This window comes from Buchnera aphidicola (Takecallis arundicolens) (assembly GCF_964058945.1).
GTDB classification, from domain to species: domain Bacteria; phylum Pseudomonadota; class Gammaproteobacteria; order Enterobacterales; family Enterobacteriaceae; genus Buchnera_L; species Buchnera_L aphidicola_AH.
The window spans coordinates 331,409-357,251 of the sequence record NZ_OZ060369.1; the positions used below are offsets into that span (position 1 = coordinate 331,409).

The 25,843-nt window shown below is 23.1% G+C and carries 22 protein-coding genes, 1 tRNA gene, 1 other RNA gene and 1 pseudogene; 17 read left to right on the forward strand and 8 right to left on the reverse strand.

The annotated features are described in order from the left end of the window. The first annotated feature begins 20 nt into the window (after positions 1-20). The 3 genes from AB4W50_RS01545 to mscS are packed head-to-tail and all read left to right on the forward strand — an operon-like array spanning position 21 to position 3,194. Entirely contained in the window at positions 21-1,178 is a 1,158-nt protein-coding gene (locus tag AB4W50_RS01545) for a phosphoglycerate kinase (RefSeq protein WP_367677021.1), read from the forward strand. Positions 1,179-1,223: 45 nt separating this feature from the next. After that, the gene (gene fbaA / locus AB4W50_RS01550; RefSeq protein ID WP_367677022.1) at positions 1,224-2,303 is read left to right on the forward strand and encodes a class II fructose-bisphosphate aldolase; all 1,080 of its coding nucleotides are present in this window, start codon (positions 1,224-1,226) and stop codon (positions 2,301-2,303) included. 42 nt (positions 2,304-2,345) lie between these two features. Then, positions 2,346-3,194, forward strand: coding sequence for a small-conductance mechanosensitive channel MscS (gene mscS, locus AB4W50_RS01555; RefSeq protein WP_367677023.1), 849 nt, complete (start codon positions 2,346-2,348; stop codon positions 3,192-3,194). A 189-nt stretch (positions 3,195-3,383) separates the two neighbouring features. Here mscS and AB4W50_RS01560 read toward each other — a convergent pair. Then, positions 3,384-3,457 (reverse strand) — tRNA-Met (locus AB4W50_RS01560). Between the two features lie 145 nt (positions 3,458-3,602). Here AB4W50_RS01560 and ribE point away from each other — a divergent pair. The 3 genes from ribE to nusB all read left to right on the forward strand — a co-directional run bounded on the left by ribE (position 3,603) and on the right by nusB (position 5,761). After that, on the forward strand, positions 3,603-4,073 hold the full coding sequence (gene ribE / locus AB4W50_RS01565; protein ID WP_367677312.1) for a 6,7-dimethyl-8-ribityllumazine synthase: 471 nt from the start codon (positions 3,603-3,605) through the stop codon (positions 4,071-4,073). A 71-nt stretch (positions 4,074-4,144) separates the two neighbouring features. Next, the gene (gene ribD / locus AB4W50_RS01570; RefSeq protein WP_367677024.1) at positions 4,145-5,284 is read left to right on the forward strand and encodes a bifunctional diaminohydroxyphosphoribosylaminopyrimidine deaminase/5-amino-6-(5-phosphoribosylamino)uracil reductase RibD; all 1,140 of its coding nucleotides are present in this window, start codon (positions 4,145-4,147) and stop codon (positions 5,282-5,284) included. A 60-nt stretch (positions 5,285-5,344) separates the two neighbouring features. Further along, a complete protein-coding gene (gene nusB / locus AB4W50_RS01575; RefSeq protein WP_367677025.1) occupies positions 5,345-5,761 on the forward strand; it encodes a transcription antitermination factor NusB in 417 nt (138 codons plus the stop codon). On the opposite strand, the gene AB4W50_RS01580 is transcribed toward nusB, so the two are convergent. Continuing rightward, positions 5,762-7,135, reverse strand: a complete 1,374-nt coding sequence (locus tag AB4W50_RS01580) for an MFS transporter (protein WP_367677026.1) — start codon at positions 7,133-7,135, stop codon at positions 5,762-5,764. Positions 7,136-7,247: 112 nt separating this feature from the next. Here AB4W50_RS01580 and AB4W50_RS01585 point away from each other — a divergent pair, with 112 nt between their 5' ends. Beyond that, a complete protein-coding gene (locus tag AB4W50_RS01585) occupies positions 7,248-7,526 on the forward strand; it encodes a TusE/DsrC/DsvC family sulfur relay protein (RefSeq protein ID WP_367677027.1) in 279 nt (92 codons plus the stop codon). Here AB4W50_RS01585 and cyoE read toward each other — a convergent pair. The 5 genes from cyoE to cyoA are packed head-to-tail and all read right to left on the reverse strand — an operon-like array spanning position 7,521 to position 12,185. Next, complete coding sequence (cyoE, locus tag AB4W50_RS01590; protein ID WP_367677028.1) at positions 7,521-8,375, reverse strand: heme o synthase; 855 nt, start codon at positions 8,373-8,375, stop codon at positions 7,521-7,523. The two genes, AB4W50_RS01585 and cyoE, sit on opposite strands and share 6 nt — an antisense overlap. Continuing rightward, positions 8,375-8,719, reverse strand: a complete 345-nt coding sequence (gene cyoD, locus AB4W50_RS01595; RefSeq protein WP_367677029.1) for a cytochrome o ubiquinol oxidase subunit IV — start codon at positions 8,717-8,719, stop codon at positions 8,375-8,377. Before cyoD ends, cyoE begins: the two co-directional genes overlap by 1 nt. After that, on the reverse strand, positions 8,716-9,318 hold the full coding sequence (locus AB4W50_RS01600; protein WP_367677030.1) for a cytochrome c oxidase subunit 3: 603 nt from the start codon (positions 9,316-9,318) through the stop codon (positions 8,716-8,718). Before AB4W50_RS01600 ends, cyoD begins: the two co-directional genes overlap by 4 nt. Continuing rightward, positions 9,319-11,289 carry a cytochrome o ubiquinol oxidase subunit I gene (cyoB, locus tag AB4W50_RS01605; protein WP_367677031.1) on the reverse strand — a complete coding sequence of 657 codons (1,971 nt, stop codon included), beginning with the start codon at positions 11,287-11,289 and terminating at the stop codon, positions 9,319-9,321. It abuts the gene before it with no gap. A gap of 56 nt (positions 11,290-11,345) precedes the next feature. Next, the gene (gene cyoA / locus AB4W50_RS01610) at positions 11,346-12,185 is read right to left on the reverse strand and encodes a ubiquinol oxidase subunit II (RefSeq protein ID WP_367677032.1); all 840 of its coding nucleotides are present in this window, start codon (positions 12,183-12,185) and stop codon (positions 11,346-11,348) included. 167 nt (positions 12,186-12,352) lie between these two features. On the opposite strand from cyoA, the gene AB4W50_RS01615 reads away from it, so the two are divergent. From AB4W50_RS01615 to AB4W50_RS01645, 7 genes and pseudogenes are all read left to right on the forward strand, one after another. Beyond that, positions 12,353-12,643, forward strand: a complete 291-nt coding sequence (locus tag AB4W50_RS01615; RefSeq protein WP_367677033.1) for a BolA family protein — start codon at positions 12,353-12,355, stop codon at positions 12,641-12,643. A gap of 163 nt (positions 12,644-12,806) precedes the next feature. Beyond that, positions 12,807-14,111 carry a trigger factor gene (gene tig, locus AB4W50_RS01620; RefSeq protein ID WP_367677034.1) on the forward strand — a complete coding sequence of 435 codons (1,305 nt, stop codon included), beginning with the start codon at positions 12,807-12,809 and terminating at the stop codon, positions 14,109-14,111. A 62-nt stretch (positions 14,112-14,173) separates the two neighbouring features. Further along, positions 14,174-14,824, forward strand: a complete 651-nt coding sequence (gene clpP / locus AB4W50_RS01625) for an ATP-dependent Clp endopeptidase proteolytic subunit ClpP (protein ID WP_367677035.1) — start codon at positions 14,174-14,176, stop codon at positions 14,822-14,824. A gap of 88 nt (positions 14,825-14,912) precedes the next feature. Further along, positions 14,913-15,998: pseudogene (clpX, locus tag AB4W50_RS01630) on the forward strand (ATP-dependent Clp protease ATP-binding subunit ClpX); the annotation flags it as partial. A 157-nt stretch (positions 15,999-16,155) separates the two neighbouring features. Continuing rightward, complete coding sequence (gene lon, locus AB4W50_RS01635; RefSeq protein ID WP_367677036.1) at positions 16,156-18,492, forward strand: endopeptidase La; 2,337 nt, start codon at positions 16,156-16,158, stop codon at positions 18,490-18,492. Between the two features lie 138 nt (positions 18,493-18,630). Next, positions 18,631-20,367 carry an ABC transporter transmembrane domain-containing protein gene (locus tag AB4W50_RS01640; protein WP_367677037.1) on the forward strand — a complete coding sequence of 579 codons (1,737 nt, stop codon included), beginning with the start codon at positions 18,631-18,633 and terminating at the stop codon, positions 20,365-20,367. Between the two features lie 29 nt (positions 20,368-20,396). Further along, a complete protein-coding gene (locus tag AB4W50_RS01645; protein WP_367677038.1) occupies positions 20,397-22,124 on the forward strand; it encodes a SmdB family multidrug efflux ABC transporter permease/ATP-binding protein in 1,728 nt (575 codons plus the stop codon). Positions 22,125-22,139: 15 nt separating this feature from the next. On the opposite strand, the gene ffs is transcribed toward AB4W50_RS01645, so the two are convergent. After that, positions 22,140-22,234: signal recognition particle sRNA small type (gene ffs / locus AB4W50_RS01650), an RNA gene on the reverse strand. 147 nt (positions 22,235-22,381) lie between these two features. On the opposite strand from ffs, the gene dnaX reads away from it, so the two are divergent. From dnaX to htpG, 3 genes are all read left to right on the forward strand, one after another. Next, positions 22,382-23,485, forward strand: coding sequence for a DNA polymerase III subunit gamma/tau (gene dnaX, locus AB4W50_RS01655; RefSeq protein ID WP_367677039.1), 1,104 nt, complete (start codon positions 22,382-22,384; stop codon positions 23,483-23,485). Between the two features lie 83 nt (positions 23,486-23,568). Beyond that, the gene (locus tag AB4W50_RS01660; RefSeq protein WP_367677040.1) at positions 23,569-23,901 is read left to right on the forward strand and encodes a YbaB/EbfC family nucleoid-associated protein; all 333 of its coding nucleotides are present in this window, start codon (positions 23,569-23,571) and stop codon (positions 23,899-23,901) included. 64 nt (positions 23,902-23,965) lie between these two features. Then, a complete protein-coding gene (gene htpG / locus AB4W50_RS01665; protein WP_367677041.1) occupies positions 23,966-25,843 on the forward strand; it encodes a molecular chaperone HtpG in 1,878 nt (625 codons plus the stop codon).

A 25,843-nucleotide genomic window follows, 5' to 3' on the forward strand; every position in this document is an offset into this window, starting at 1 on the left:
CTATGAAAAATATAATTCACATGAAAGATATAGATTTATATAATAAAAGAGTATTAATTCGTGTAGATTTTAATGTTCCATTAAATAATAATATAATAATATCAGATAACCGTATCCAGGCAAGTATTCCAACAATTAAATATGCTTTAAAAAAAAATGCAAAGGTAATACTAATGTCACATTTAGGCCGACCAAAAGAAGGTGAATATTGTCAAAAATTATCTATGCAACCTATAATACAATATTTAAAAAAAATATTTTATAAAAATAAAATTTACTATAGTAATCATCTTAAACCCATCACAATACAACCAGGTGAATTACTTATATTGGAAAATGTACGATTTAATCCAGGTGAAAAAAATAACGATGAAATATTATCCAAAAAATATGCAAATTTATGTGATATATTTGTCATGGATGCTTTTGGTAGCGCACATAGAAAAGAAGCTTCCACATATGGAGTAGGTATGTTTGCTAAAATTTCATGTGCCGGTATATTGTTTGCTTCTGAAATAAATGCTTTAACACGAGCTTTAAAAAATCCGAAACAACCTATGATATCTATTGTAGGAGGAGCAAAAATATCTACAAAATTTAAATTATTAAAACAACTGTCTAAAATTTCTGATACTGTCATTGTTGGAGGCGGTATTGCAAATACATTTTTAGCTATTGATTATAATATCGGAAAATCGTTATATGAACCTAAATTTATTCCATTAGCAAAGATAATACGTGCCAAAAATAATATATTAATACCAGTTGATTCCAGAGTAGGAACAAAATTTTCAAAAAATAGCCTGGCTATTGTTAAAAAACCATATCAAATCCAAAATAATGAAGAAATTATGGATATTGGTGATGAAAGCATTAAAAATATGATTGAAACTCTTAAAAAAGCAAAAACTATTCTTTGGAATGGACCAATGGGTGTATTCGAATTTCCAAATTTTTCAGTTGGTACAAAAGCACTTGCAAAAAATATTTCAAAAAATCAAGCATTTTGTATTGCAGGAGGTGGAGAAACAATTAATGTTATTGATATGTTTAATATAAAAAATAAAATATCGTACATTTCAACAGGAGGTGGGGCTTTTTTAGAATTTGTAGAAGGTAAAAAATTACCTACAATACAGATGTTAGAAACATCTAAAAAAAAACATTATGTATCATAAAATATATATTTTTTAAAACATACTTATACTATACTAGGAAAAAATATGCTTCATCCAATGTATGATATTAAATCAGGGGTCATTTTTGGACAAGATATACATAAAATTTTTAAGCTAGCTAAAGAAAAAAAATTCGCCATACCAGCTATTAATTGTACAAACCTAGATACGATCAATACAGTATTAGAAGTAGCTTATACAGTTAAATCTCCAGTCATCATACAATTGTCTTATGGCAGTTCTATTTGTATTGCTGGAAATAATATACCAAAAATTTCAAATATCAAAAAAGCAACATTAGGAGCAATTTCTGCAGCAAAACACGTACACTATGTTGCAAAATATTATAATATTCCAGTAATACTACATACTGATCATTGTCATATAGACATTTTACCGTGGGTTGATAACTTAATTCAAATTAGTACAGAGAATATGAAAAAGAAAGGATATCCTATTTTTTCTTCACATATGTTAGATTTATCAAAAGAACCAATAAAAAAAAATATAAAAATATGTAGCCATTTTTTAAATAAAATCAAGCATAATAATATGTTTTTAGAAATAGAACTTGGTTGTACAGGAGGAGAAGAAGATGGTGTAAATAATGAAAATATAAATACTGAACTACTGTATACAAAACCTGAAGATGTAAATTATGCATATGAAAAACTTATAAAAATTAGTACTAATTTTACTATCGCAGCATCTTTTGGAAATGTTCATGGAGTATATCAACCAGGAAATATAAAATTAAAACCTGATATTCTATATAATACACAACAATACATTTGTAAAAAACATAATTTAGATATAAATCCAATTAATTTTGTTTTCCATGGAGGATCTGGATCTTCTATTAAAGACATTCATCAATCTATTAATTATGGTGTAGTTAAAATGAATATTGATACTGATATACAATGGGCATCCTGGGAAGGTATTCTAGAATATTATCAAAATTTTAAACTGTATTTACAAACACAATTAGGTAACCCAAGTGGTCCGTATGAACCAAATAAAAAATACTATGACCCAAGAAAGTGGACAAGAAAGTCTCAAGATAAAATATATAAAAAATTAATTAAAATATTTACAACACTAAATGCATATGATGTATGGTAATAATCATATAAAAAATCAAAAATTAGTCTTTAGGAGTGAAAAATGCAAGAATGTAACGTAATAAATAATATTAATTATTTCGGTAACTGGATAATACTACACCAGAAAATATTGTTAAAATATATCATAAATATAATATCAGCAATCATTATTATGTTAATCGGTATTTTTACTTCTAAAGTCATCTCTACAACATTTAATAAAATATTATATAATAGAAAAATTGATACTACAATATCAGATTTTCTCACTATTGTTGCACGATATACGATAGTTACCATTAGTATAATTATTTCGTTGGGTAGATTAGGAGTACAAACAACATCAGTAATCGCTATTTTAGGCGCTGCTGGAATGGCAATTGGATTAGCATTACAAGGATCACTTTCGAATTTTGCAGCTGGAGTGTTATTAATTATATTTAGCCCATTACGCGTAGGAGAATATGTTTTTTTTAAAAATATTTCTGGAACAGTATTAAATATCCATGTATTTTACACAACATTAAAAACACTAGATGGTAAAATTATTGTTGTTCCAAATGGAAAAATTACTTCAAATAACATTATTAACTATTCACGTGAACCATGTCGTAGAAATGAATTTATAATTAATGTTACAAATAGTGCTAATGTTGATTTGGTCATTAAAATATTGAAAGATATTATGTATAATGAACCAAGAGTCTTAAAAGATAAAGATATTACTGTAGGTTTAAACAAATTAGAACCATACTATATGAATTTTGTTGCGCGATGCTGGAGTAACACAAATATTTTAAATACAGTATATTGGGATTTAATGATACAGTTTAAAAAAGCTTTAGATGAGAATAAAATTCTTTTACCATATAAACGATTAGAAATAAGAATTAATAAAAAAAGAAAATAATTATGATGTATATATCATATATGAATTCGTATATTATTTATATTTAATAATTTAATTTTCATTAAAAAATAATATTTAAAATACTTTTATAAAAAATATTTTAATTTTTTTAATTATTGATTATAAATAATAAATACATAAAATTTAGTATGATTTTTACTTGAAAGATAAATAATATATTCACATTAGTTGCGGAGGCTGGATTTGAACCAGCGACCTTCGGGTTATGAGCCCGACGAGCTACCATGCTGCTCCACCCCGCTATAAATTATATATTATACTATCATAAAATAAAAATCAATATTTAAAAATAAAAAATATTATACACTATAATTTTTTTATTAAAATAAAAAACATAAAATTAATAATTATATGAATATAAATGAAAAAAATTTATATGTAAAAGAAATAAAAAATATTGAAGGTGATGTAACGGCAACAAACTCAAAAATAGCAATTTTAATATCCCGATTTAATAATTTTATTAATCAAAACTTATTACATGGTGCCATTGATACCTTAAATAGAATTGGAAAAATACAAAATAATAACATCACCGTTATTAAAGTTCCTGGATCGTATGAAATTCCTATAATTGCAAATATTATTTCTAATGTAAAAAAATACCACGGAATTATCGCACTGGGAACTATTATTAAAGGTGAAACAATTCATTTTGATAAACTAGCAACTGATATTATCTCTAAAATATCCAATATCAGTATCAAAAATAATATACCAATCGCTCTTGGTATTTTAATGACTGAAAATATTGAACAAGCTATAAATCGCTCAGGAACAAAATTAGGAAATAAAGGAAGTGAAGCAGCACTAACTGTATTAGAAATGATTAATATTATTAAAATAATTCAAAATTAATACAATAAATTTAATAAAATATATAGTATATTATTATAAACAATAATATTTTTTATAAATTGTATAACACTATGAATGATTTTTTAAATCAAAAAAAACAGTTTGTTCAAGATACATATTATATGGAAAAAACAATTCAATTAGCAAAAAAAGGAAAATATACTACCGCACCTAATCCAAATGTAGGCTGTATTATTGTCCATAAAAAAAAAATTGTCGGCATAGGTTGGCATTATAAATCAGGTGAAAATCATGCAGAAGTAAATGCTATTAATATGGCTGGAAAATTATCAAAAAATGGAACAGCATATATTTCACTAGAACCATGCAATCATTTTGGAAAAACACCGCCATGCTGCAATTTAATTATTAAGTCGGGTATTAAAAGAGTAGTTATAGCTATGTTAGATCCAGATCCAAAAATGTCCGGAAAAAGTGTAAAATATTTAAAAAAACATGGTATACAAGTAACAGTTGGAATATTATTAAAAAAATCGCAAAATATAAATTTAGGATACTTAAAAAGAATAAACCATGGAATACCATGGATACAATTAAAAATGGCTATTTCTCTAGATGGTAAAATAGCCATGAAAAATGGTGAAAGCCAATGGATTACCAGTAAAGATGCAAGGCAAGATACACACCGATTACGCGCATTAAGTTCAGCCATTTTGAGTACTAGTAGTACTATTTTAAATGATAATCCTAAACTTACTGTTCGGTGTAATATGAATAAAAAATGTCAAAAAAAATATATACAACCAAAAAGAATTATTATAGATAGTCAAAACCGTGTACAACCTAACCATCAAATTATTCAAGAAAAAATCAGTGAAATATGGTTAATTCGATTATATCATGACAAAAAAATTTGGCCTACACATGTTAAGCAAATTATATTACCAAAATATAAAAAATATATCAATTTAAAGAAATTATTTCAATTTTTAGGAAAAGAAAAAATAAACACAGTATGGGTAGAATGCGGTACAAACTTATTCAGTAATATGATTAAATTACATTTAATAGATGAATTAATTTTATATGTAGCACCAAAAATGTTAGGTCACTTAGCAAAACCGTTATTTTTCAATACACAAGAACTTGACTTAAATACAATTAATACGTTTTCTTTTACTAGTATAAAATCTATCGGATCAGATATACGAATTAAATTAAAACCCCAATGTAAAAATTTAATATATTAACATTTATTATAAATACTTAATGTATAAAAAATACAATATTACAATCAGGATATAAATATCATGAATCCGAAATTTAGAAGACGTGCAAGACAGTATGTAGTACAAGCTCTTTATACTTGGGAAATATCACGAAATGATATTATAGATATTAAAAATCAATATTTAAAAAATATTAATACTCAAATTGTAGATATAAAATATTTTCATGAAGCAATTACAGAAGTAATTCATAATTATAAAACGCTTGATATAAAAATTACATCATGTTTAAATAGAAAACTTCAAAAAATTGGACAAATAGAAAAAGCAATATTAAGATTATCTTTCTATGAATTATATAATCGAGCTGATATTCCATACAAAGTATCAATTAATGAAGGTATTGAATTAGCAAAATTGTTTGGATCAGAAAACAGTCATAAATTTATAAATGGTGTTCTACAACATGCAGCTAATAAAATCAATCACCAACAATAATCAATATTTTTTATCTTGTAAAAAATATCTAATTCTATCTGCATCTGTTTTTGTACTATCAAATTTTATTAATAAAAAAGCGTCTGATTTTGAATACTCAATCAATATAATTCCAGAATCATTTTGTAATAATGTATCTATATCTAATTTAAAATTACGTTTTTTATTGATTAAAATTGATATGCTACATATATATTTTGGTGGAGTAATAAAATAAAAAATTATCAACCAAACCACTGAAATTGAAATATCTAATAAAAACACAGTTTTCATACCGCAACATTGGTATGTTAATCCACCTAATGCTCCTCCTAAAGCTATACCAAGAAATTGACTTGTCGAATATATACTCATTATAATATTTTTATATTCTATAGATAATATTCTACTTAATAAAGATGGAATAAAAGTTTCAGATAAAATAAATGAAACAAAAAAAAGATACATACTTGTAAAAAATATAAAAAAATTCAATTTAAAAATTAATAGTATCATTGATGACATAATCATCATAAAAATAACAAAAATCATTAATAATCGTATATATTTTTTTTTTTCTGAAAATATTATTAACGGAATAGTGATAAATAATGATAAAATAATAATTATAGTATAAATTTCAAAATGTTTTTTTAATACATAACCTAATAACTCCATATTCTTTGGAAAAATAATAAAATTTAAAGTTAACAAAAAATGTAAAAAAAATATACTAATAACATAGGCAAAAACATCATATTTTTTCATAAAACTATTAGTTTGATAAATACTAATTTTTTCTTTATTTTGGTAAAATACTGTATCACAGTATGGAAATACATATTTTAAAGCAACCAATATACATAAAATAGATGCAAGTACAATGATTTTAAACAAACCATATAAACCAAAATATTCAATAATTATCGGTCCAAGAATAATAGCAGATAAAAAAGATATTCCAAAAGTAATACCAATACAAGAAATTGACTTAATATAATTTTGTTCTCTAATAACATGTGAAAGTAATGCTATAAAAACAGATGAAACTGTACCTATACCTTGTAATCCTCGACCAATAATAATTCCAAAAATCGAATTACTAAAACATAAAATAATACTACCAATAAAAAATAACAATAAACCAATTAAAATGGTATATTTATAACCAATTCGATTTGATAAAAAACCAAAAGGTATTTGAAAAATTGCCTGCATTAATCCATAAATACCTATTGCAACACCAATTAAAAATTTATTGGAATGAGGAAATAATATACCAGTTGTATGCATTGCTGGTGTTACCATAAACATTCCTAACATTCTTAACATAAAAATAATACATACACCAATCGTAATACGTATTTCATGTGTATTTAATTTATAGTCATTCATATTAATATTATTTAATAAATTATTTTCTTAAATTACATACTATGTGATTTTCTATTTAAAAACAACAAAAATATTAAATATAATAACATTTAAATTAAAAAAATAGAAAAATATGATACATAAAAAATGGAATATAAAAATTGCACAAAATATTGCACAACAAGAATCAATTATATTAACAGATCAGCATTGGGAAATAATTAATTTTATTAGATTATGTTATAATAAATTTAATATTATTCCGCCAAATAGAATGTTATTGAAATTAATGCAAAAAAAATTTGAAATAGAAAAATGTAATAATACATACTTATTATCATTATTTCCTAAAGGTATTAATAAACAGGCAAATAAAATTGCAGGATTACCAAAATCAAATATATGTTTATAAAAACATATAGTTTATAATTAAAATTAGATGTAAAAATAAAATAACAATAATAGACCAAAAAAATAATAATCTTGAAAGATTTATATCCTCAATAAATATGTAATAAATATATGCTATGAAAAACCAGGATACACTCAAAAAAAATAATAATATAAAAAATATGAAAAATAAGTAATGAAAAAAATAAAGAAGGGAAATCAATATTATGAATATAAAAATATAAAACATAATATTTTTTAAAGTATTTAATTTCCCTTTTTGATTCACGATAGTAGGTATTTTTACTATATTATAATCTCGATGATATAAAATTAAAATAGCATAAGAATGTGGAATTTGCCAAATTAAACATATTAAAAACAATAATATTGCTTTTAAATCTATCGTATTAACCACTGCACAATATCCAATTAGCGGTGGCATAGCACCAGCAATACTACCAATTATAACATCATAAATTGAAACACGTTTCATATATAAACTATATACGACAACATAAAAAAAAAAACCTATAACAGCCAATACACATGATAATATATTAATTTTTGTTAAAAAAATTAATACACTTAAAAAAAATAAAAATAATCCTGTAATTTTTGCAGGTATTATAAATTTTTTAGATATTATTAAAATACGTTTTTTAGTACGAATCATATTTTTATCAATATCAATATCAATAATATTATTAAATATACAAGCAGAAGCAATAATAGTAGCCGATCCAAATAATATAAAAAATAATAATATAAAATTTACTGTTTTAGATAAAGAAAAAAAAAAACCACCTAATACTGCAATAAGATTAACAAATATAATTCTGGGTTTTATTAATTGAATAAAATGCTTCATCACACAATATTATGATTATGATATATAAAATGATGATTTAAATTATGCATAATCCATATTGATCCGAATATAATAATAAAAATGACTAATATTGTAAAAATTAAAAATGTAATATTCCAAACATGTTCTACAGAAAAACTTAAATGTAAAAAATATTTTACATGTACCAAACATTGTATAACAGCACACATAATAACTATAAAAAAAGTAATATGGATATTAAAAAAACGTTTAAATACTACACTAAAAGGTATAATTGTTAATATTAAAGAAAAGATAAATCCCAAAAAATAAGATTTTAACTCTTGATAAATTTTATAATTTTGTATAACAATATTATTCATGATATATTTCCCATCAAATATACTACCGTAAAAATACAAATCCAAATAATATCTAAAAAGTGCCAAAATAAACTAAAACATAAAATCCGAGTATAAATTGTATTACTAAAATATAATTTATGTATATGAAACGATAAACCTAAAATCCAAAATAAACCAAAAATAACATGTATACCATGCATCCCAATTAAACTAAAAAAAGAAGATAAAAATCCATTTTTTTGTGGTATATACCCCAATGAAATTAAATGATAAAACTCATAATATTCCATAATTATAAAACACAAACCACAAATAAATGTTAAAAATAAAAAGAAATATATTAAAAAAAAATTTTTATATTTAGCGCTAATTACGAAAATTCCACAAAAAATTGAACTTAACAACAACAATACTGTCTCTAAAAACGAAATTTTTAAATTAAAAAAATTTATATTAAATGTAACGTTAATCGAAGTAACACAATATACTGCAAACATAGTTGCAAATAATATACCATCACTCATTAAATAAAGCCAAAATCCAAACATACTCTTACCAATATTATGAATATCATAAACAGTATATTTTTTTTTATTTTTAATAATATTCTTCTGCATTTATTCTCCTTTTTTAAATAAAATATTATGTTGATCCTCTATTTTTTTAATCTCAAAACTTGTAATTTCATATTCGCTATTATAGAAAGTGTATATAAAAAATACTATAATACTAATGATAAAAAATAATATACACATCCACCAAATATGCCATACCATAGAGAAACCAATAAAAAAGGTAAAAACTCCCAAAAAAAATCCCAAAGCAGTATTTTTAGGCATATGAATATTCTCATATGAAATACTTTTTTTTACTAAACCCTGTTGTTTTTTATACCAAAAATCATCTATATTACATACATTCGGAATATTCGCAAAATTATAAATTGGAGGAGGAGATGCAGTACTCCATTCTAATGTACGTCCATTCCATGGATCACCACTAAAATCGTAATTTAATTTTCTATTTCGAATAGAACTATATAGTTGTATAACTTGACATAATATACCAATTAAAATTAATCCGACACCAAAAATTGATATTGATAACATAAAATGAAACTTATGATCAATATCTTGACTAATACGCCGAGTCATACCCATTAATCCTAAATAATACAACGGCATAAAAGCAACAAAAAATCCAGTTAACCAAAAATAAAATGATAATTTTCCCCATGTTTCATTTAATTTAAATCCAAATAACTTCGGAAACCAATATGTAATACCTGCAAAACAACCAAAAACAACACCACCAATAATTACAGTATGAAAATGTGCTACTAAAAATACACTATTATGTAAAATAAAATCAATGGCTGGAATAGATAAAATTACTCCTGCCATACCACCAATAGTAAAAGTTATTAAAAAACCAACTGTCCACAACATGGCAGAATGCATATGAATTCGCCCTTGATACATCGTAAATAACCAGTTAAATACTTTAACTCCTGTTGGAATTGCAATAATCATAGTAGTAATACCGAAAAAAGCATTAACATTCGCACCAGAACCCATAGTAAAAAAATGATGTAACCATACTATAAAAGATAATATTGTTATCGAAATTGTAGCCCAAACAAGTGATATATAACCAAATAGTACTTTTTGAGAAAAAGTAGCAACTACTTCAGAAAATACACCAAATGCAGGTAATATAAGAATATATACTTCCGGATGACCCCAAATCCAAATTAAGTTAACATACATCATAGCATTTCCACCAAAATCACTAGAAAAAAAATGAAATCCACAATAACGATCTAAACTTAATAATATCAACGTCATTGTTAAAACAGGAAAAGCAGAAATAATTAAAATATTTGAACATAACACTGTCCAAACAAATACTGGCATTTTAAAAAGATTCATACCAGGTGCACGCATTTTAAGAATGGTAACAATAAAATTAATTCCACTTAATGTAGTACCAATACCAGAAATTTGTAAACTCCAAATCCAGTAATCCACACCTACTCCTGGACTATATTGTAATTCAGAAAGCGGAGGATACGCTAACCAACCAGTCTTAGCAAACTCACCAATTGCTAAAGATGCATTGACTAACAATGCTCCACTAACAGTTAACCAGAAACTTAAGTTATTTAAAAATGGAAATGCTACATCTCGCGCTCCTATTTGTAATGGTACAACAAAATTCATAAGTCCAATAATTAAAGGCATGGCTACAAAAAAAATCATAATCACACCATGCACAGTAAAAATTTGATCATAATGATGTGCAGGTAAAAAACCTGTATGACCCATAGAAGCATAAAACTGTTGTAAACGCATCATAAATGCATCAACAAAACCTCTAAATAACATAATCATAGCTAAAATAAAATACATAACTGAAATTCTTTTATGATCAACAGAAGTAATCCATTCTGACCATAAATATTTCCATTTTTTTAAATAAGTAATTGTACAAAATAACAATAAAATCATAAAAATAATTATTATACACGTAACCATAATAATAGGTTCACTATATGGAATACTAAGTAATGTCAATTTTCCAAACATAATATTTTCCTTTAAAATAAAAATGAATATTATATAAAAATTTATATTAATAACAATTAACGTAACATTCTATGAACAATTCTATTAAACAAATTAGGGTATACACAAGAAAAATATTTAATTGGATGTAATAAAGTAGGTCGAGCTATTAACTGAAATTTATACAAAGTATTTAACTTACAAGAAGTATGTTGTACCCTATTCACCCATTTATTAAAAATATTATTATTTGGCACAACAATAGCATTAAATTTCATCTTTGAAAAACCTGGACCATTATAATTTGATGAAAATCCATGATACCTTCCTGGAAATTTTGCCATTAAATTTAACACACCATGCATTCTTGGCATAGCATAAACTTGACTACCTAATCTAGGAATAAAAAAAGCACTCATGACTGAATTTGAAGTAATATTGAAATGAATTGGTGTATTATTTGGTATAACAATTTCATTCATAGTAGCAATATTTTCTTTAGGATATATAAATAACCAATTCCAATCTAAAGACACTACATTAATTGTAATTGGTCTATTCACTGAAATAATTCTTTTTTTTGGATCTAATCCATGCGATGTAGTCCAAGCTAAAGAACCAAGAAAAATAACAATCATAACAGGAACAAACCATACCATAATTTCTACTTTTGTTGAATGTGACCAAGTGGGAGTATAAATATTCATTTTACAATGACGATATTTATAAACAAAAAATAATGTCATAAAAATAACTGGTATAACTAAAGTTAACATAGCAATAAAAACGATAAAAATCAATCTATATTGTTGAATTGATATAACTCCGGCTGGATGTACAATAGCACGATGGAAACCCATAAGTAACATTAACCCAAGTATACACATAATTTTATTTATAATATTTCTTTTATTCATATAATTTATTCCAATATCAAGAATATTTTATTATTAAATAAATAATAATTTCATTAAATATATCTATAATATATTTCAAAAAAATGTTTAAAATTATTGATCTATATAATATACATATATTATGGAATACAAAAATATATTTTATTTAAAGTAAAGGTATAACTATTATGTTAAAAAAAATAAAAAAATATTTTAATACAAAACTTGTTAAAATATATGATAATACTATGCAACATAAAAATCAAAATCAAAAAAAACATCTAACGATATTTATTGTAAGTGATATATTCAAAAATAAAAATATTTTAAAGAGACATCAAGAAGTATACAATGTATTATCAAAAGAAATGTGTACTATAATTCATGCACTTTCTATACATACATATACTATGAATGAATGGAAAAAATGTTATATGAAAGATATGCATAATATTAAATGCCACCAATTTACAGTATAAAATTGTTAATATTATAAAAAATAAATCAAAAACATATTAATACCAACCTATATCATATAAATTATTTCAATTTATATAATTAATTTAATACAATTAATTATATAAAAAATAATAAATATAAAAATATATATTATCACTATAAAATTATAAACCAGGAACTATAATGAAATTCGTTTTAACAACAATAAAAGATTTTGAAAAAAAATTAGATATTACTATACCATTTCAGGAAATACAACTCATAGAAAAACAAGAAATAATTAGTATCAGAAAAAAAACAAATATTAATGGATTTAGAAAAAACAGAATACCTATTGAAATTATCCAAAAACGATATACAGAACAAATTAAAAAAAATACCATTCAAAAAACTATTTATAATAATTTTAATAATATTATTAAAATAAAACAATTACATATTATTAATGAACCAAAAATCACTATTCATCAATATCAAAAAAATTCTGATTTTATTTTTTCAATGCATTTTCAATGTTTACCAAAAATTAATTTTAATGAATTAAAAAAATATAATATTGAAAAAACGTCAATTATTATAGACAACACAGATATTAAATATTACATTACTGAAATGCAAAATCAACACATATCTTTAGAAAAAAACGAAAAAAAAATTAAAAAAAACGATCAAATTACCATTAATTATCAAATAAAAGAAGGTATATCTAATATATCGCAAGTACAAGAATTAACATTTTTAATAAACAAAAAAAAAATTATACCTCAAATAGAAAAACAAATATTAAAAAAAAAAACAGCAGATACTATTTTAGTAACAATGAATATTTTTAAACAACATCCAGATCAAAATTATCAAGGAAAAAAAATTACAATAAGAATCAATATTAAAAAAGTACTAAGTATAAAAAAAAAGTATTCATATGAACAATTTATAGAATATTTAAAAAAAAAATTACATGTAAACACTTATAAAGAAGTACAAAACATTATCACAGATCAATTAAAAAAAGATATTATACATTTAGAATATAAATATTTAAAAAATCAAATTATTCAATATATTAAAAAAAGTGATATAATTCAAATACCAAAAAAACTAATTGAAGAAGAAATAAAACATACAAATAAGAAAATACATAAAAAATATTTAAAAGAAAAAGGTAATATATTACAAAAAAAATATCATAAAAATATGAAACAAAAAATATCAAATAAAATTAAACTTAACTTAATTTTAAAATCAATTATATACCAAAATAATATTAATATTACACAAAAAGAAATTAAAAAATATTTTCAAACTGAACAAAAAGAAAATCGTATGTTAATGAAAATACTACCATTACAAAAAAATAGAACACAACTGATACATTATATACATAATATACTTCTAGAAAAAAAAATTATTCAACACCTATTAAAATTCTTTAATGTTACATATAAAACTACAAACTTAAAAAAAATACTCCAAAAAATACACATATAATATTACTTTAAGCTAATATACTACTCATATTAAATAAAATATAAAAAAATAAGGTATAAAATATGTTAAAAAATAAAAATAGTCATAGAATAAATTATAATTTAATACCTATGGTAGTAGAAAATAATAATACAGGAGAACGATCTTATGATATTTATTCTCGACTTTTAAAAGAAAGAATTATATTTATTACTGGAAAAATTGAAGATCATATGTCAAATACAATTGTTGCACAAATATTATTTTTAGAATCTGAAAATCCAAAAAAAGATATTTTTTTATATATTAATTCTCCTGGAGGAATAGTGACTGCCGGTATGTCCATTTATGATACAATGCAATTTGTACAACCTAGTATTAATACAATTTGTATTGGGCAAGCATGTTCAATGGCAGCAATACTATTATGTGCTGGAACACCAGGTAAACGATTTTCTTTAAAACATTCAAAAATCATGATTCACCAACCTATGGGAGGTTATCAAGGACAAGCATCGGATATTATTATACATACTCAAGAAATAATAAAAACAAAAACTATGATTAATGAACTTCTTGCACTACATACAAAACAACAGATAAAAAAAATTGAACAAGATACTGAACGAGATCGTTTTTTGAATGCAGAAGAAGCAAAACAATATGGATTAATTGATACTATTTTACAGTCTAGAACTAATAAAAATCCATCTATAAATCAAAATAAATATTAAAAATTACATAAATCTAAAAATATATTTTTTATAATCTATATCATATATTAAACATTATAAGGTAAATATATTAAATATGCATTATCATGAAAATTCAATATTAATACTTACCCCAAAAAAAATAAAAAAAAAATTAGATCAGCATATTATTGGACAAAATACAGCAAAAAAAATATTATCAGTAGCAGTCTATAATCACTATAAACGTATTTTATATTTAAATAGCCCGTCTAGATCTAAAGATATTGATATCAAAAAAAGTAACGTGTTATTAATTGGACCTACTGGATGTGGAAAAACATTATTAGCTGAAACATTAGCTAAAACATTAAATATTCCATTTGTTATTGTTGATGCAACATCATTAACTGAAGCAGGATATGTTGGTGATGATGTTGAAAATATTTTACAAAAATTATTGCAAAATTGTCAATATGAAGTTCCTAAAGCTGAAACAGGAATTATATATATTGATGAAATTGATAAAATTGCAAAGAAATCAGATAATGTATCAATTACAAGAGATGTATCAGGAGAAGGTGTACAACAAGCACTACTAAAAATTATAGAAGGAACGATAGCATCTGTACCACCTCAAGGTGGTAGAAAACACCCGAATCAACCATGTATACAAATTGATACATCTAAAATATTATTTATTTGTGCTGGAACATTTGATGGATTAGAAAAAATCATTTTTAAAAAATCAGAAAAAAGTAATAAAATAGGTTTCAATGTTAAACTGAATGTACGAAAAAAAAACATAAACAAAAAAAAACTGTTTGAAAATGTATCAACAAAAAATCTAATAAAATTTGGTTTAATTCCAGAATTTGTAGGACGTTTACCAATAATTGTTACATTAAATAAAATTAATAAAGATATGTTAATTGATATTTTATCTCAACCAAAAAATGCATTAATTAAACAATATCAACAATTATTTTCATTAGAAGGTATTTTATTACATTTTGAAAAAGATGCAATTATAGAAATTGCTAACCAAACAATAAAAAAAAATATTGGTGCTAGAGGTTTACGATCAATAATAGAACATGTTTTATTAGATATAATGTATGATTTACCATCACAAAATCATGTTCGTAAAGTAATAATTAATAAATCTGTAGTACAAAAAAAAATAAAACCAATCATTATATATGATCCAGAATAATTAAAATTAATACATATAAAGTCTGTTTTTATTATAAAAATTAAAATATAAAATTCTATTATAACATAAAATACATATATAACTTAAACAATTCTATATCATACTTTAATTAATACATAAATTTAAAAACAATTATAACAAAAATAAAGAGAATAATATGAACTCTAAATGTTCTAAAAACATTGTTATTCCAATATTACCATTAAGAGATATAGTAATATACCCAGATATAATAATCCCACTATTTGTTGGACGTAAAAAATCTATAAAATGTATTCGAGCTGCGTTAAAAAACGACAAAAAAATTATGTTAGTCACTCAAAAAATATCTAAAGTAGATAATCCAAGTATCAATGAATTATTCAAAATTGGTACAATATCAACTATCTTACAAATGTCTACATTACCTGACGGGACAATAAAAATTCTAGTTAAAGGTTTAAAACGTGGTCAATTACATACAGTATATGATAATAATAATTTATTAACTGCAGAAATTGAAACAATCAAGTCTTATGAAACTAATAAAAAAGAAGTAACAATATTAATGAAAATTGCAGTGGAAAAATTTGAACAATATATAAAATTTAATAAAAACATTCCAATTGAAATACTACATTCTTTACATGATATACATAATTCATCACGATTATCAAATATTTTATCATCGCAGATAACACTAAAATTAAATGATCAACAAAAGATTCTAGAAATACTCAATATTAATAAAAGATTAGAATATTTAATTTTAACAATGGAGTCAGAAATTAATTTATTTCAAATAGAAAAAACTATAAGAAACCGAATACAAAATAGTATTGAAAAAAATCAAAAAGAATATTACCTTAATGAACAAATAAAAGCAATTCAGAAAGAATTAGGTGAAATTGAAGGTATTACTAATGAATGTGATATATTAAAAAATAAACTTCAAAAACTAAAAATACCACAAATAGTAAAAAATAAAGTATTATTAGAATTAAAAAGACTAAAAATGATGTCCCCCATATCAGCAGAAGCATCAGTAATAAGAAGTTATATTGATTGGATTATACAAGTTCCTTGGTCAGCAAAAAGTAAAATTAAAAAAGATATTCATCAAGCTAAAAAAAAATTAGATAATGACCACTACGGTTTAAAAAAAGTTAAAAATAGAATATTAGAATATTTAGCAGTACAATCCAGAACTAATAAAATCAAAGGACCGATTTTATGTTTAGTTGGTCCTCCCGGTGTAGGAAAAACATCGTTAGGTAAATCCATTGCTCAAGCTACAGGAAGAAAATATATTAGAATGGCTTTAGGTGGTATACGTGATGAAGCAGAAATTAGAGGTCATAGACGAACATATATTGGATCACTTCCTGGAAAAATTATACAAAATATTGTTAAATCCGGAGTAAAAAATCCGCTGTTTTTACTAGACGAAATTGATAAAATATCACATGATATACGTGTTGATCCGATATCTGCTTTATTAGAAGTATTAGACCCAGAACAAAATACAAATTTCAATGATCATTACTTAGAATTAGACTATGATTTATCAAATGTCATGTTCGTTGCAACAGCAAATTCAACAAATATTCCAGCTCCATTATTAGATAGAATGGAAATAATTTATGTTTCAAGTTACACAGAAGATGAAAAATTCAATATTGCAAAAAATTACTTAAAACCAAAACAAATTTGTAGAAATGCACTTCAAGAACATGAAATTGAAATTTCAGATAATGCAATTAGAAATATTATTTGTTATTATACAAGAGAAGCAGGTGTACGAGGTTTAGAAAAAGCTATTGCTAAAATATGTAGAAAAGTAGTAAAAACGTTAGTTACAGATCCATCAATTAAAAACATTATTATCAATACAAAAAATATAAAACAATATTTAGGAATAAAAAAATTTTACTACGGAAAACAAAATCAAAACAATCATGTTGGACAAGTTACTGGATTAGCTTGGACAGAAGTAGGAGGTGAACTATTAACTATTGAAACAGCCTGTGTTCCTGGAAAAGGAAAATTAATATATACAGGATCATTAGGCGAAATCATGAAAGAATCTATACAAACAGCATTAACTGTTGTACGTTCACAATCTAAAAAATTAAATATTAAATTAGATTTTTATGAAAAACATGACATACACGTTCATATTCCAGAAAGTGCAACACCTAAAGATGGCCCTAGTGCAGGTATTGCAATTTGCACTGCTATAATATCCACATTAACAAAAAATCCTGTACGATCAGATATTGCAATGACTGGAGAAATTACTCTAAATGGTAATATTTTAATGATTGGAGGACTAAAAGAAAAAATATTAGCAGCACACCGTGGTAAAATAAAAAATATCATCATCCCATATCAAAATAGGTACAACTTAATAGAAATACCAAAAAAAATTTTATCAGACTTAACAATACATACAGTAAAAACTATTCAAGATGTTTTAAAACTCACTTTCAGTAATAAAACTGATGTTATATAAATACACAATTTATATATAATTTGGCTGGAAAGTATAATTTAATCCAGCCTATATTTTATACCAAATGAGCTATAAAAAAAAATATACTCTAAATTTGTAACATAAATAAATAATATTTTAAAATAAATGGGATATTTTGTGCAATTATTTAAACAAATACGATGGTATTTTTTGAAACAATGGAAACAATATGTAGGATCAATATTTTTATTGATAATTATAGCAATGTTACAGCTTATACCACCTAAAATTATTGGTATATTAATAGATCAAATTACAATAAATAAATCATATGAAAATAAATTACTTTACTGGACTGGATTAATACTTTTCATATCTATATTAATATACATATTAAGATATATGTGGAGAATACTACTATTTGGAACAGCATATAATTTAGCTATTATTATACGTATAAAATTATATAATTATTTAAGTAAAAAAAATGCAAAATTTTATCTAAAATACCGTACTGGAGATTTAATGGCACGTGCCACAAATGATGTTGATAAAGTTGTTTTTGCAGCTGGTGAAGGCGTTTTAACATTAATCGATTCTATCATCACTGGTCTATCTGTGTTAATAATTATGACTATATATATTAATTGGAAATTAACAATTATATCATTAATACCTATGCCAATTATGACAATTATTATTACAAAATATGGAAAAAAATTATATCATGCTTTTAAAAAATCACAAAAAACATTCTCAGATTTAAATAATCAAACACAAGAAAGTTTAACAAATATTTATATGATTAAAAATTTTGGATTAGAAAAATATGAAATGAAAAAATTTAAAAAAATTACTGATAATATCAATATAAAAAATATTATAGTATCAAAAATTGATGCAAAGTTTGACCCAATAATTTATTATTCTATTACATGTTCCAATATACTAACAATGTATACAGGAGGTTACTTAATCTGGAATCACAGTATTACCATTGGACAACTAACAAGTTTTATGATGTATTTAAGTTTAATGACTTGGCCTATGCTAGCACTTGCTTGGATGTTTAATATTATTGAAAGAGGTCATGCTGCTTGGAATCGTATTCAAAATATTATAAATAAAGAATATATGATTCAAAGTAATAAAAAAAATATTTTAGAAAATTCAAAAAACATAACAATTGAAATATCCCAATTTAAATATCCAAACACTATACAATATGCATTACATAATATCTCTATGAACATTAAATTTAATCAAATAATAGGTATTTGCGGACCCACTGGAAGTGGAAAAAGTACACTATTATCTTTAATACAAAGGCATTTTGAAAATTTTATAGGAAATATTTTTTATAATAATATACCTATAAAAAATTATAATATACTACACTGGAGAAATAAATTAACTTGTGTTCACCAAAAAACATTTTTATTTTCTGATACTATTAGAAATAATATTGCTTTTAGTAACATGCAAGCTCAGCAAATCGATATAGAAAATGTTGCAAAATTATCAAATATTCATCAAGATATTATAAATTTTACAAATGGATATGAAACAAAAATTGGAGAACAAGGAATTATTTTGTCGGGTGGCCAAAAACAAAGATTGGCAATTTCAAGAGCATTATTATTAAATACAGAAATTTTAATATTAGACAATGCTTTATCTGCAATAGATCGATTAACACAATATAAGATTTTAAAAAATATCATATCTTGGAAAAATGATAATCATACAATTGTTATTATAACAAATGAATTGCATATACTAAAAAAAACAAATAATATATTTATTATGGAAAATGGAAGTATAACAAATCAAGGTACTCATAATCAATTAATAAAATACCATAACTGGTATAGTACTATATTTCAAAAATATAAAATAAACAAAACAATATAATTATAAAAAATATCAATAAAAGGATATATATGGCTAATTTAATGCACGGTTGGCCAACATTAAAACGTCTACTAAAATATAGTATAAAATTTAAAAAAAAAATTAGTATAGCATGTTTATTATTAATATTCGCATCTTTTACTGAAATATTAGGACCAATTTTAGTAAGCTATTTTATTAATAATATACTTACTACACGTATATTAAATAAAAATATAATTATCATAATTTTTTTTTCTTATTTGATCACACAAACTATATCAATCATATTAAATTACTTACAAGTATTACTTTTTAATAAAATTGCTATTAAAATAATACAAAAATTAAGATTAAAAGTAATATCTTCCGTATTATCTCAACCCTTACAATTTTTTAATGAACAACCAATCGGAAAAATTGTTTCTACTATTACGAATGATACAGAAATAATTAAAGCACTATATGATACAGTATTAACAACTATATTTAAAAATAGTATCTTAATATGCATTGTACTATGCACAATGTTTTTTTTACAGTGGAAAATGGCAATTACTGCTATTACATTATTTCCATTAATACTGATCATAATATTAATTTATCAAATTTACAGTACACCAATATTACGAATGATGCGAATATATTTAGCACAAATAAATCATGAATTTAATGAAATAATTAATGGTATGTATATAATTCAACAATTTTCTCAAGAAAAACATTTCAAAAAAATAATTGAATATACTAGTAAAAAACATTACCAAACTAGAATGCAAGCACTAAAATTAGATAGTATATTATTAAGACCACTAATTAGCTTATTGTTTTCAATCGTACTATGTACATTAATAATATTATTTGTAATATCTCCAAGAAATATATTATCAATTGGAACATTATACGCCTTTATTACCTATTTGAACCGCTTAAATGAACCGTTAATCACTATTGCTACACAACAAACTATATTACAACAAGCAGTAGTTGCGGGAGAACGAATATTTAATATGATTGATAGAAATAAACAAATTTATGGTAGTGATATTATTCCACTAAAAACAGGAGAAATTATAATATCCAATGTAAGTTTTCAATATCAAAAAAAAACACCGATTATACTCCATAATATTAATTTACATATCAAACCAAAAACATTCACTTCTATTGTTGGAAAAACGGGGAGTGGAAAAAGTACATTAATAAATTTGTTAATGGGGTATTATCCCGTAACAAAAGGTATAATTCATATTGATAAACGACCATTGTCGACATTAAATTATAAAGTATTACGTAATGGAATATATATGGTACAACAAGAACCAACAATTTTTACAGGAACTATTAAAGTAAATATTACTTTAGGAAAAAAAGTTTGTGAAAAAAAAATATGGCATATTTTAAAAATAGTTAAATTATATTATTTTGTGCAATCTTTACCTGAAAAATTAAACTTTATATTAAAAGAAAAAGGTAATAATTTATCAGCAGGTCAATTACAATTATTATGCATAGCACGCGTTTTATTATTAAAACCTAAAATTTTAATATTAGATGAAGCCACAGCAAATATAGATTCTAAAATAGAGAAGGAAATTCAAAAAACATTAATTTCTATTAAAAAAAAATCAACATTAATTATTATTGCACATAGGCTATCAACAATTATTAAATCAGATAATATTATTGTTTTAAACAACGGAAAAATTATCGAAACTGGAAACCATAATACACTTCTTAAAAAAAAGGGTATATACTATAAAATATATAATATGTAGTAAAATATATTATAAATTTGTTAGCTCAATAATACCTATTTTCATTTAATTTAGCTGCTTCTTTCCAGACCTGACTAGTTTTTTAAATTACGATAGTATTAGAGCTAACAAATTTACTTAAACTAAAATTTTATTTAGTATAATATTCTTATAATACATAAAAAATATAAAAAATACAAATATTAATTTCTATATATGTATATATATATTATACTACATATTTCTTAAAATGTATTTAATAAAAAATATATAAACTAATGAACTACAAAATTTTAGCAAGAAAATGGAGACCAAAAAATTTTTCTGAGGTTATTGGTCAAGACTATATTATAAAAACAATAAAAAATAGTTTTATATTGAATAAAATTCATCAATCTTGGATTTTTTGTGGCACAAGAGGAATTGGTAAAACAACAATTGCTAGGTTACTAGCACAAGTTTTAAATTGTTCCGATAGAAAAGAAGAACGCGCATGTCATATTTGTTCAAATTGTCAAGATATTACAAATAATTGTTTTCCGGATATATCAGAAATAGATGCCGCTTCAAAAACTAAAGTAGAAGAAATTAAAGAAATATTAGAAACAGCGCAATACATGCCAATTAAGGGTAAATTTAAAATTTACATAATCGATGAAATACATATGTTATCTAAATATAGTTTTAACGCATTATTAAAAATTTTAGAAGAACCACCTAAACATGTAAAATTTATTTTACTTACTACAGAAATTAATAAATTACCAGATACAATTATATCACGATGTATTTTTTTTCATTTAAAGTTAATAAATTATCTAGATATTAAACAACACCTAAAAAAAATTTTGAAATTAGAAAAAATTGATTTTGAATCATCTGCTTTAAAAATTATTTCCGAATACTCAAACGGAAGTATAAGAGACGCATTAAATTTAACCGAACAAATAATATTATTTAGTAATCAAAATATTACAAAAAAACTTACCTTAAATATGTTAGGTATGTTAGATAAACACTATGCATTAAAAATTATTATTTCAGTTTTTAAAAAAAATGCTGTAAAAATTATAAATTTATTAAATTATCTTTACGATGAAAATATCAATTTAGAACAAGTATTAATTAAAATATTAAAAATATTTTATGATATTGCAATATTAAAAAAAATACCACAAAATAATGATAAAAATATATTTTCAAAATATAAAAATCAAATATTCAAAATATCTACACAAATTACTTATGAGGAATTACAAAATTATTACAAAATTATATTACATGGAAAAAAAATATTATATCTATTTCCTAGCATCAAAATGGGAATAGAAATAACACTATTAAACTTATTACATTCTGTAAAAAATAAATTGATTTTTTAAAATATTAAAATATAGTAAAATATTTATGTTATAAAAAAATATTATATTATTAATTAATATAAAAATTACAAGGATCAATTATTATGTTTAATAACAACAATGTTAGTGAATTCATGAAAAAAGCACAACAAATACAAGAAAAAATGCAAGAAATACAAAAATCCATTAATATTATAAAAGTTCAAGGTGAATCTGGAGCAGGATTAGTTAAAGTAATGATGAATGGTCAACATCATTGTATTAAAATTGAAATTGATGATAGTTTATTAAAATTATCTGAAAAAAATATACTTGAAGATTTAATAACAGCAGCATTTAACGATGCTAACCGAAAAATTAATGAAGAAAAAAAAAATAAAATGTCTAATATGAATCCTGGTATGCCTTTACCAAAAGATATCAATTTCATGATATAAAAAAAATAAATTATAGAATAATATAATAAATAATAACAAAAAATTTTTTAGGAAAATAAATATAATGATAAATACAAAAGAAAAACACCAATTTCAATCCGAAACAAAACAATTATTACATTTAATGATCAATTCACTGTATTCAAGTAAAGAAATATTTATAAGAGAATTAATATCTAACGGATCAGATGCAATTGATAAAATGAGATTCACAATTTTATCAAAAAATATAGATAATAAATTATCATGCAATATGTATATTAGAATTACATTAGATAGAAAAGAAAAAAAAATTATCATATCAGATAATGGTATTGGTATGACAAAAAATGAAGTTATTAAAAACTTAGGTATGATTGCAAATTCTGGGACAAAAAAATTTATAAATACTATAAAAAATCAAAACAATCAACACAATCAATTAATTGGTAATTTTGGTGTTGGCTTTTATTCTTCTTTTATGGTTGCTGAAAAAGTTGTTGTAAAAACCAAACATATGGATGCAAATCAAGATGATTATGGTATTATATGGGAATCGGACGGTAAAGGTGAATATATTATTGATAAAATTCAAAAAAAAGAACATGGAACAGATATTGAATTATATTTAAAAAGTACAGAGATACAATTTTTAGAAAATTGGAAAATACAAAATATTATTGAAAAATATTCAAATCATATCTCAATTCCAATTCAATTACAAGAATATGATAAAAAAAATAATACTGTACTATGGAAACAAATAAATCAAGGCCAAGCATTATGGACACGAAATAAATTACAAATTACTAAAGATGAATATAAAAAATTTTACTACAGTATTACTAAAGATACTGAAAAACCACTTATTTGGACTCATAATACAGTTGAAGGAACTTACGAATATACATGCTTATTATACATTCCAAGTAAATCAATATGGAATATACTAGATCAAGAAAAACAAAAAAATGGATTAAAATTATATGTAAAAAAAATTTTTATTATGGATGATGCGAATCAATTCTTACCTAATTATTTACGATTTATAAAAGGTATTTTAGATACAAATAATCTACCATTAAATATCTCTAGGGAAATTTTGCAAGAAAATAAAAGTACAAATATTTTAAGAATATCATTAACAAAAAGAATATTAAAACTAATAAAAAAATTATCTTTAGAAAATCCAAATAAATATAAAATATTTTTTAAAGAATTTGGACCAATTTTAAAAGAAGGAATTGCAGAAGATACAACAAATCAAGAAATAATTGCTAGCTTATTAAGATTTACGTCTATGAAATATAATTCTAAAGAACAAACATTATCGTTAACAGAATACATTACTAACATGCATGCTGAACAAAATAAAATATACTTTCTCATTGCAGAAAATTATGATGCAGCTAATACTAGCCCACATTTAGAAATATTTCGTAAAAATAAAATTGATGTTTTATTATTATCAGAACGTATTGATGATTGGATGATGCATTATTTAACTATATTTCAAAATAAAAAATTTCAATCTATTAGTAAATTTGATCCAGATTCTGAAAAATTATTTGGTAAAATTGATAATAACATTAATATTACTCCTGAAATACAAGATTTTTTAAATAAAATTCAAAATACACTACAAAAACATATCGCTTCCGTAAAATTAAGCCAAAGACTAGTAGATAGCCCAGCTGTATTAATTACAGATAAAAATGCTATTAGTCCACAAATGTCAAAACTATTTAAAGCTGCTGGACAAAATATACCATCAATAAAATATATTTTTGAAATTAATCCAAACCATTCTTTAATAAAAAAAATAATTAAAATAAAAAATACAGAAAAAATTAATATCTGGATTCAAACGTTATTTGATCAAGCATTATTATCTACACATGGTACATTAAAAAATCCAAATAACTTTATAAAAAATATTAATCAATTATTGACTGAAAAATAA

What these genes read in the sequence shown, in the direction of transcription:
- AB4W50_RS01545 (WP_367677021.1), top strand. Translation starts at nt 21, where the DNA reads ATGAAAGATATAGATTTATATAATAAAAGAGTATTAATTCGTGTAGAT.
- fbaA (WP_367677022.1), top strand. Translation starts at nt 1,224, where the DNA reads ATGCTTCATCCAATGTATGATATTAAATCAGGGGTCATTTTTGGACAA.
- mscS (WP_367677023.1), top strand. Translation starts at nt 2,346, where the DNA reads ATGCAAGAATGTAACGTAATAAATAATATTAATTATTTCGGTAACTGG.
- ribD (WP_367677024.1), top strand. Translation starts at nt 4,145, where the DNA reads ATGAATGATTTTTTAAATCAAAAAAAACAGTTTGTTCAAGATACATAT.
- nusB (WP_367677025.1), top strand. Translation starts at nt 5,345, where the DNA reads ATGAATCCGAAATTTAGAAGACGTGCAAGACAGTATGTAGTACAAGCT.
- AB4W50_RS01580 (WP_367677026.1), bottom strand. Translation starts at nt 7,135, where the DNA reads ATGAATGACTATAAATTAAATACACATGAAATACGTATTACGATTGGT.
- AB4W50_RS01585 (WP_367677027.1), top strand. Translation starts at nt 7,248, where the DNA reads ATGATACATAAAAAATGGAATATAAAAATTGCACAAAATATTGCACAA.
- cyoE (WP_367677028.1), bottom strand. Translation starts at nt 8,375, where the DNA reads ATGAAGCATTTTATTCAATTAATAAAACCCAGAATTATATTTGTTAAT.
- cyoD (WP_367677029.1), bottom strand. Translation starts at nt 8,719, where the DNA reads ATGAATAATATTGTTATACAAAATTATAAAATTTATCAAGAGTTAAAA.
- AB4W50_RS01600 (WP_367677030.1), bottom strand. Translation starts at nt 9,318, where the DNA reads ATGCAGAAGAATATTATTAAAAATAAAAAAAAATATACTGTTTATGAT.
- cyoB (WP_367677031.1), bottom strand. Translation starts at nt 11,289, where the DNA reads ATGTTTGGAAAATTGACATTACTTAGTATTCCATATAGTGAACCTATT.
- cyoA (WP_367677032.1), bottom strand. Translation starts at nt 12,185, where the DNA reads ATGAATAAAAGAAATATTATAAATAAAATTATGTGTATACTTGGGTTA.
- AB4W50_RS01615 (WP_367677033.1), top strand. Translation starts at nt 12,353, where the DNA reads ATGTTAAAAAAAATAAAAAAATATTTTAATACAAAACTTGTTAAAATA.
- tig (WP_367677034.1), top strand. Translation starts at nt 12,807, where the DNA reads ATGAAATTCGTTTTAACAACAATAAAAGATTTTGAAAAAAAATTAGAT.
- clpP (WP_367677035.1), top strand. Translation starts at nt 14,174, where the DNA reads ATGTTAAAAAATAAAAATAGTCATAGAATAAATTATAATTTAATACCT.
- lon (WP_367677036.1), top strand. Translation starts at nt 16,156, where the DNA reads ATGAACTCTAAATGTTCTAAAAACATTGTTATTCCAATATTACCATTA.
- AB4W50_RS01645 (WP_367677038.1), top strand. Translation starts at nt 20,397, where the DNA reads ATGGCTAATTTAATGCACGGTTGGCCAACATTAAAACGTCTACTAAAA.
- dnaX (WP_367677039.1), top strand. Translation starts at nt 22,382, where the DNA reads ATGAACTACAAAATTTTAGCAAGAAAATGGAGACCAAAAAATTTTTCT.
- AB4W50_RS01660 (WP_367677040.1), top strand. Translation starts at nt 23,569, where the DNA reads ATGTTTAATAACAACAATGTTAGTGAATTCATGAAAAAAGCACAACAA.
- htpG (WP_367677041.1), top strand. Translation starts at nt 23,966, where the DNA reads ATGATAAATACAAAAGAAAAACACCAATTTCAATCCGAAACAAAACAA.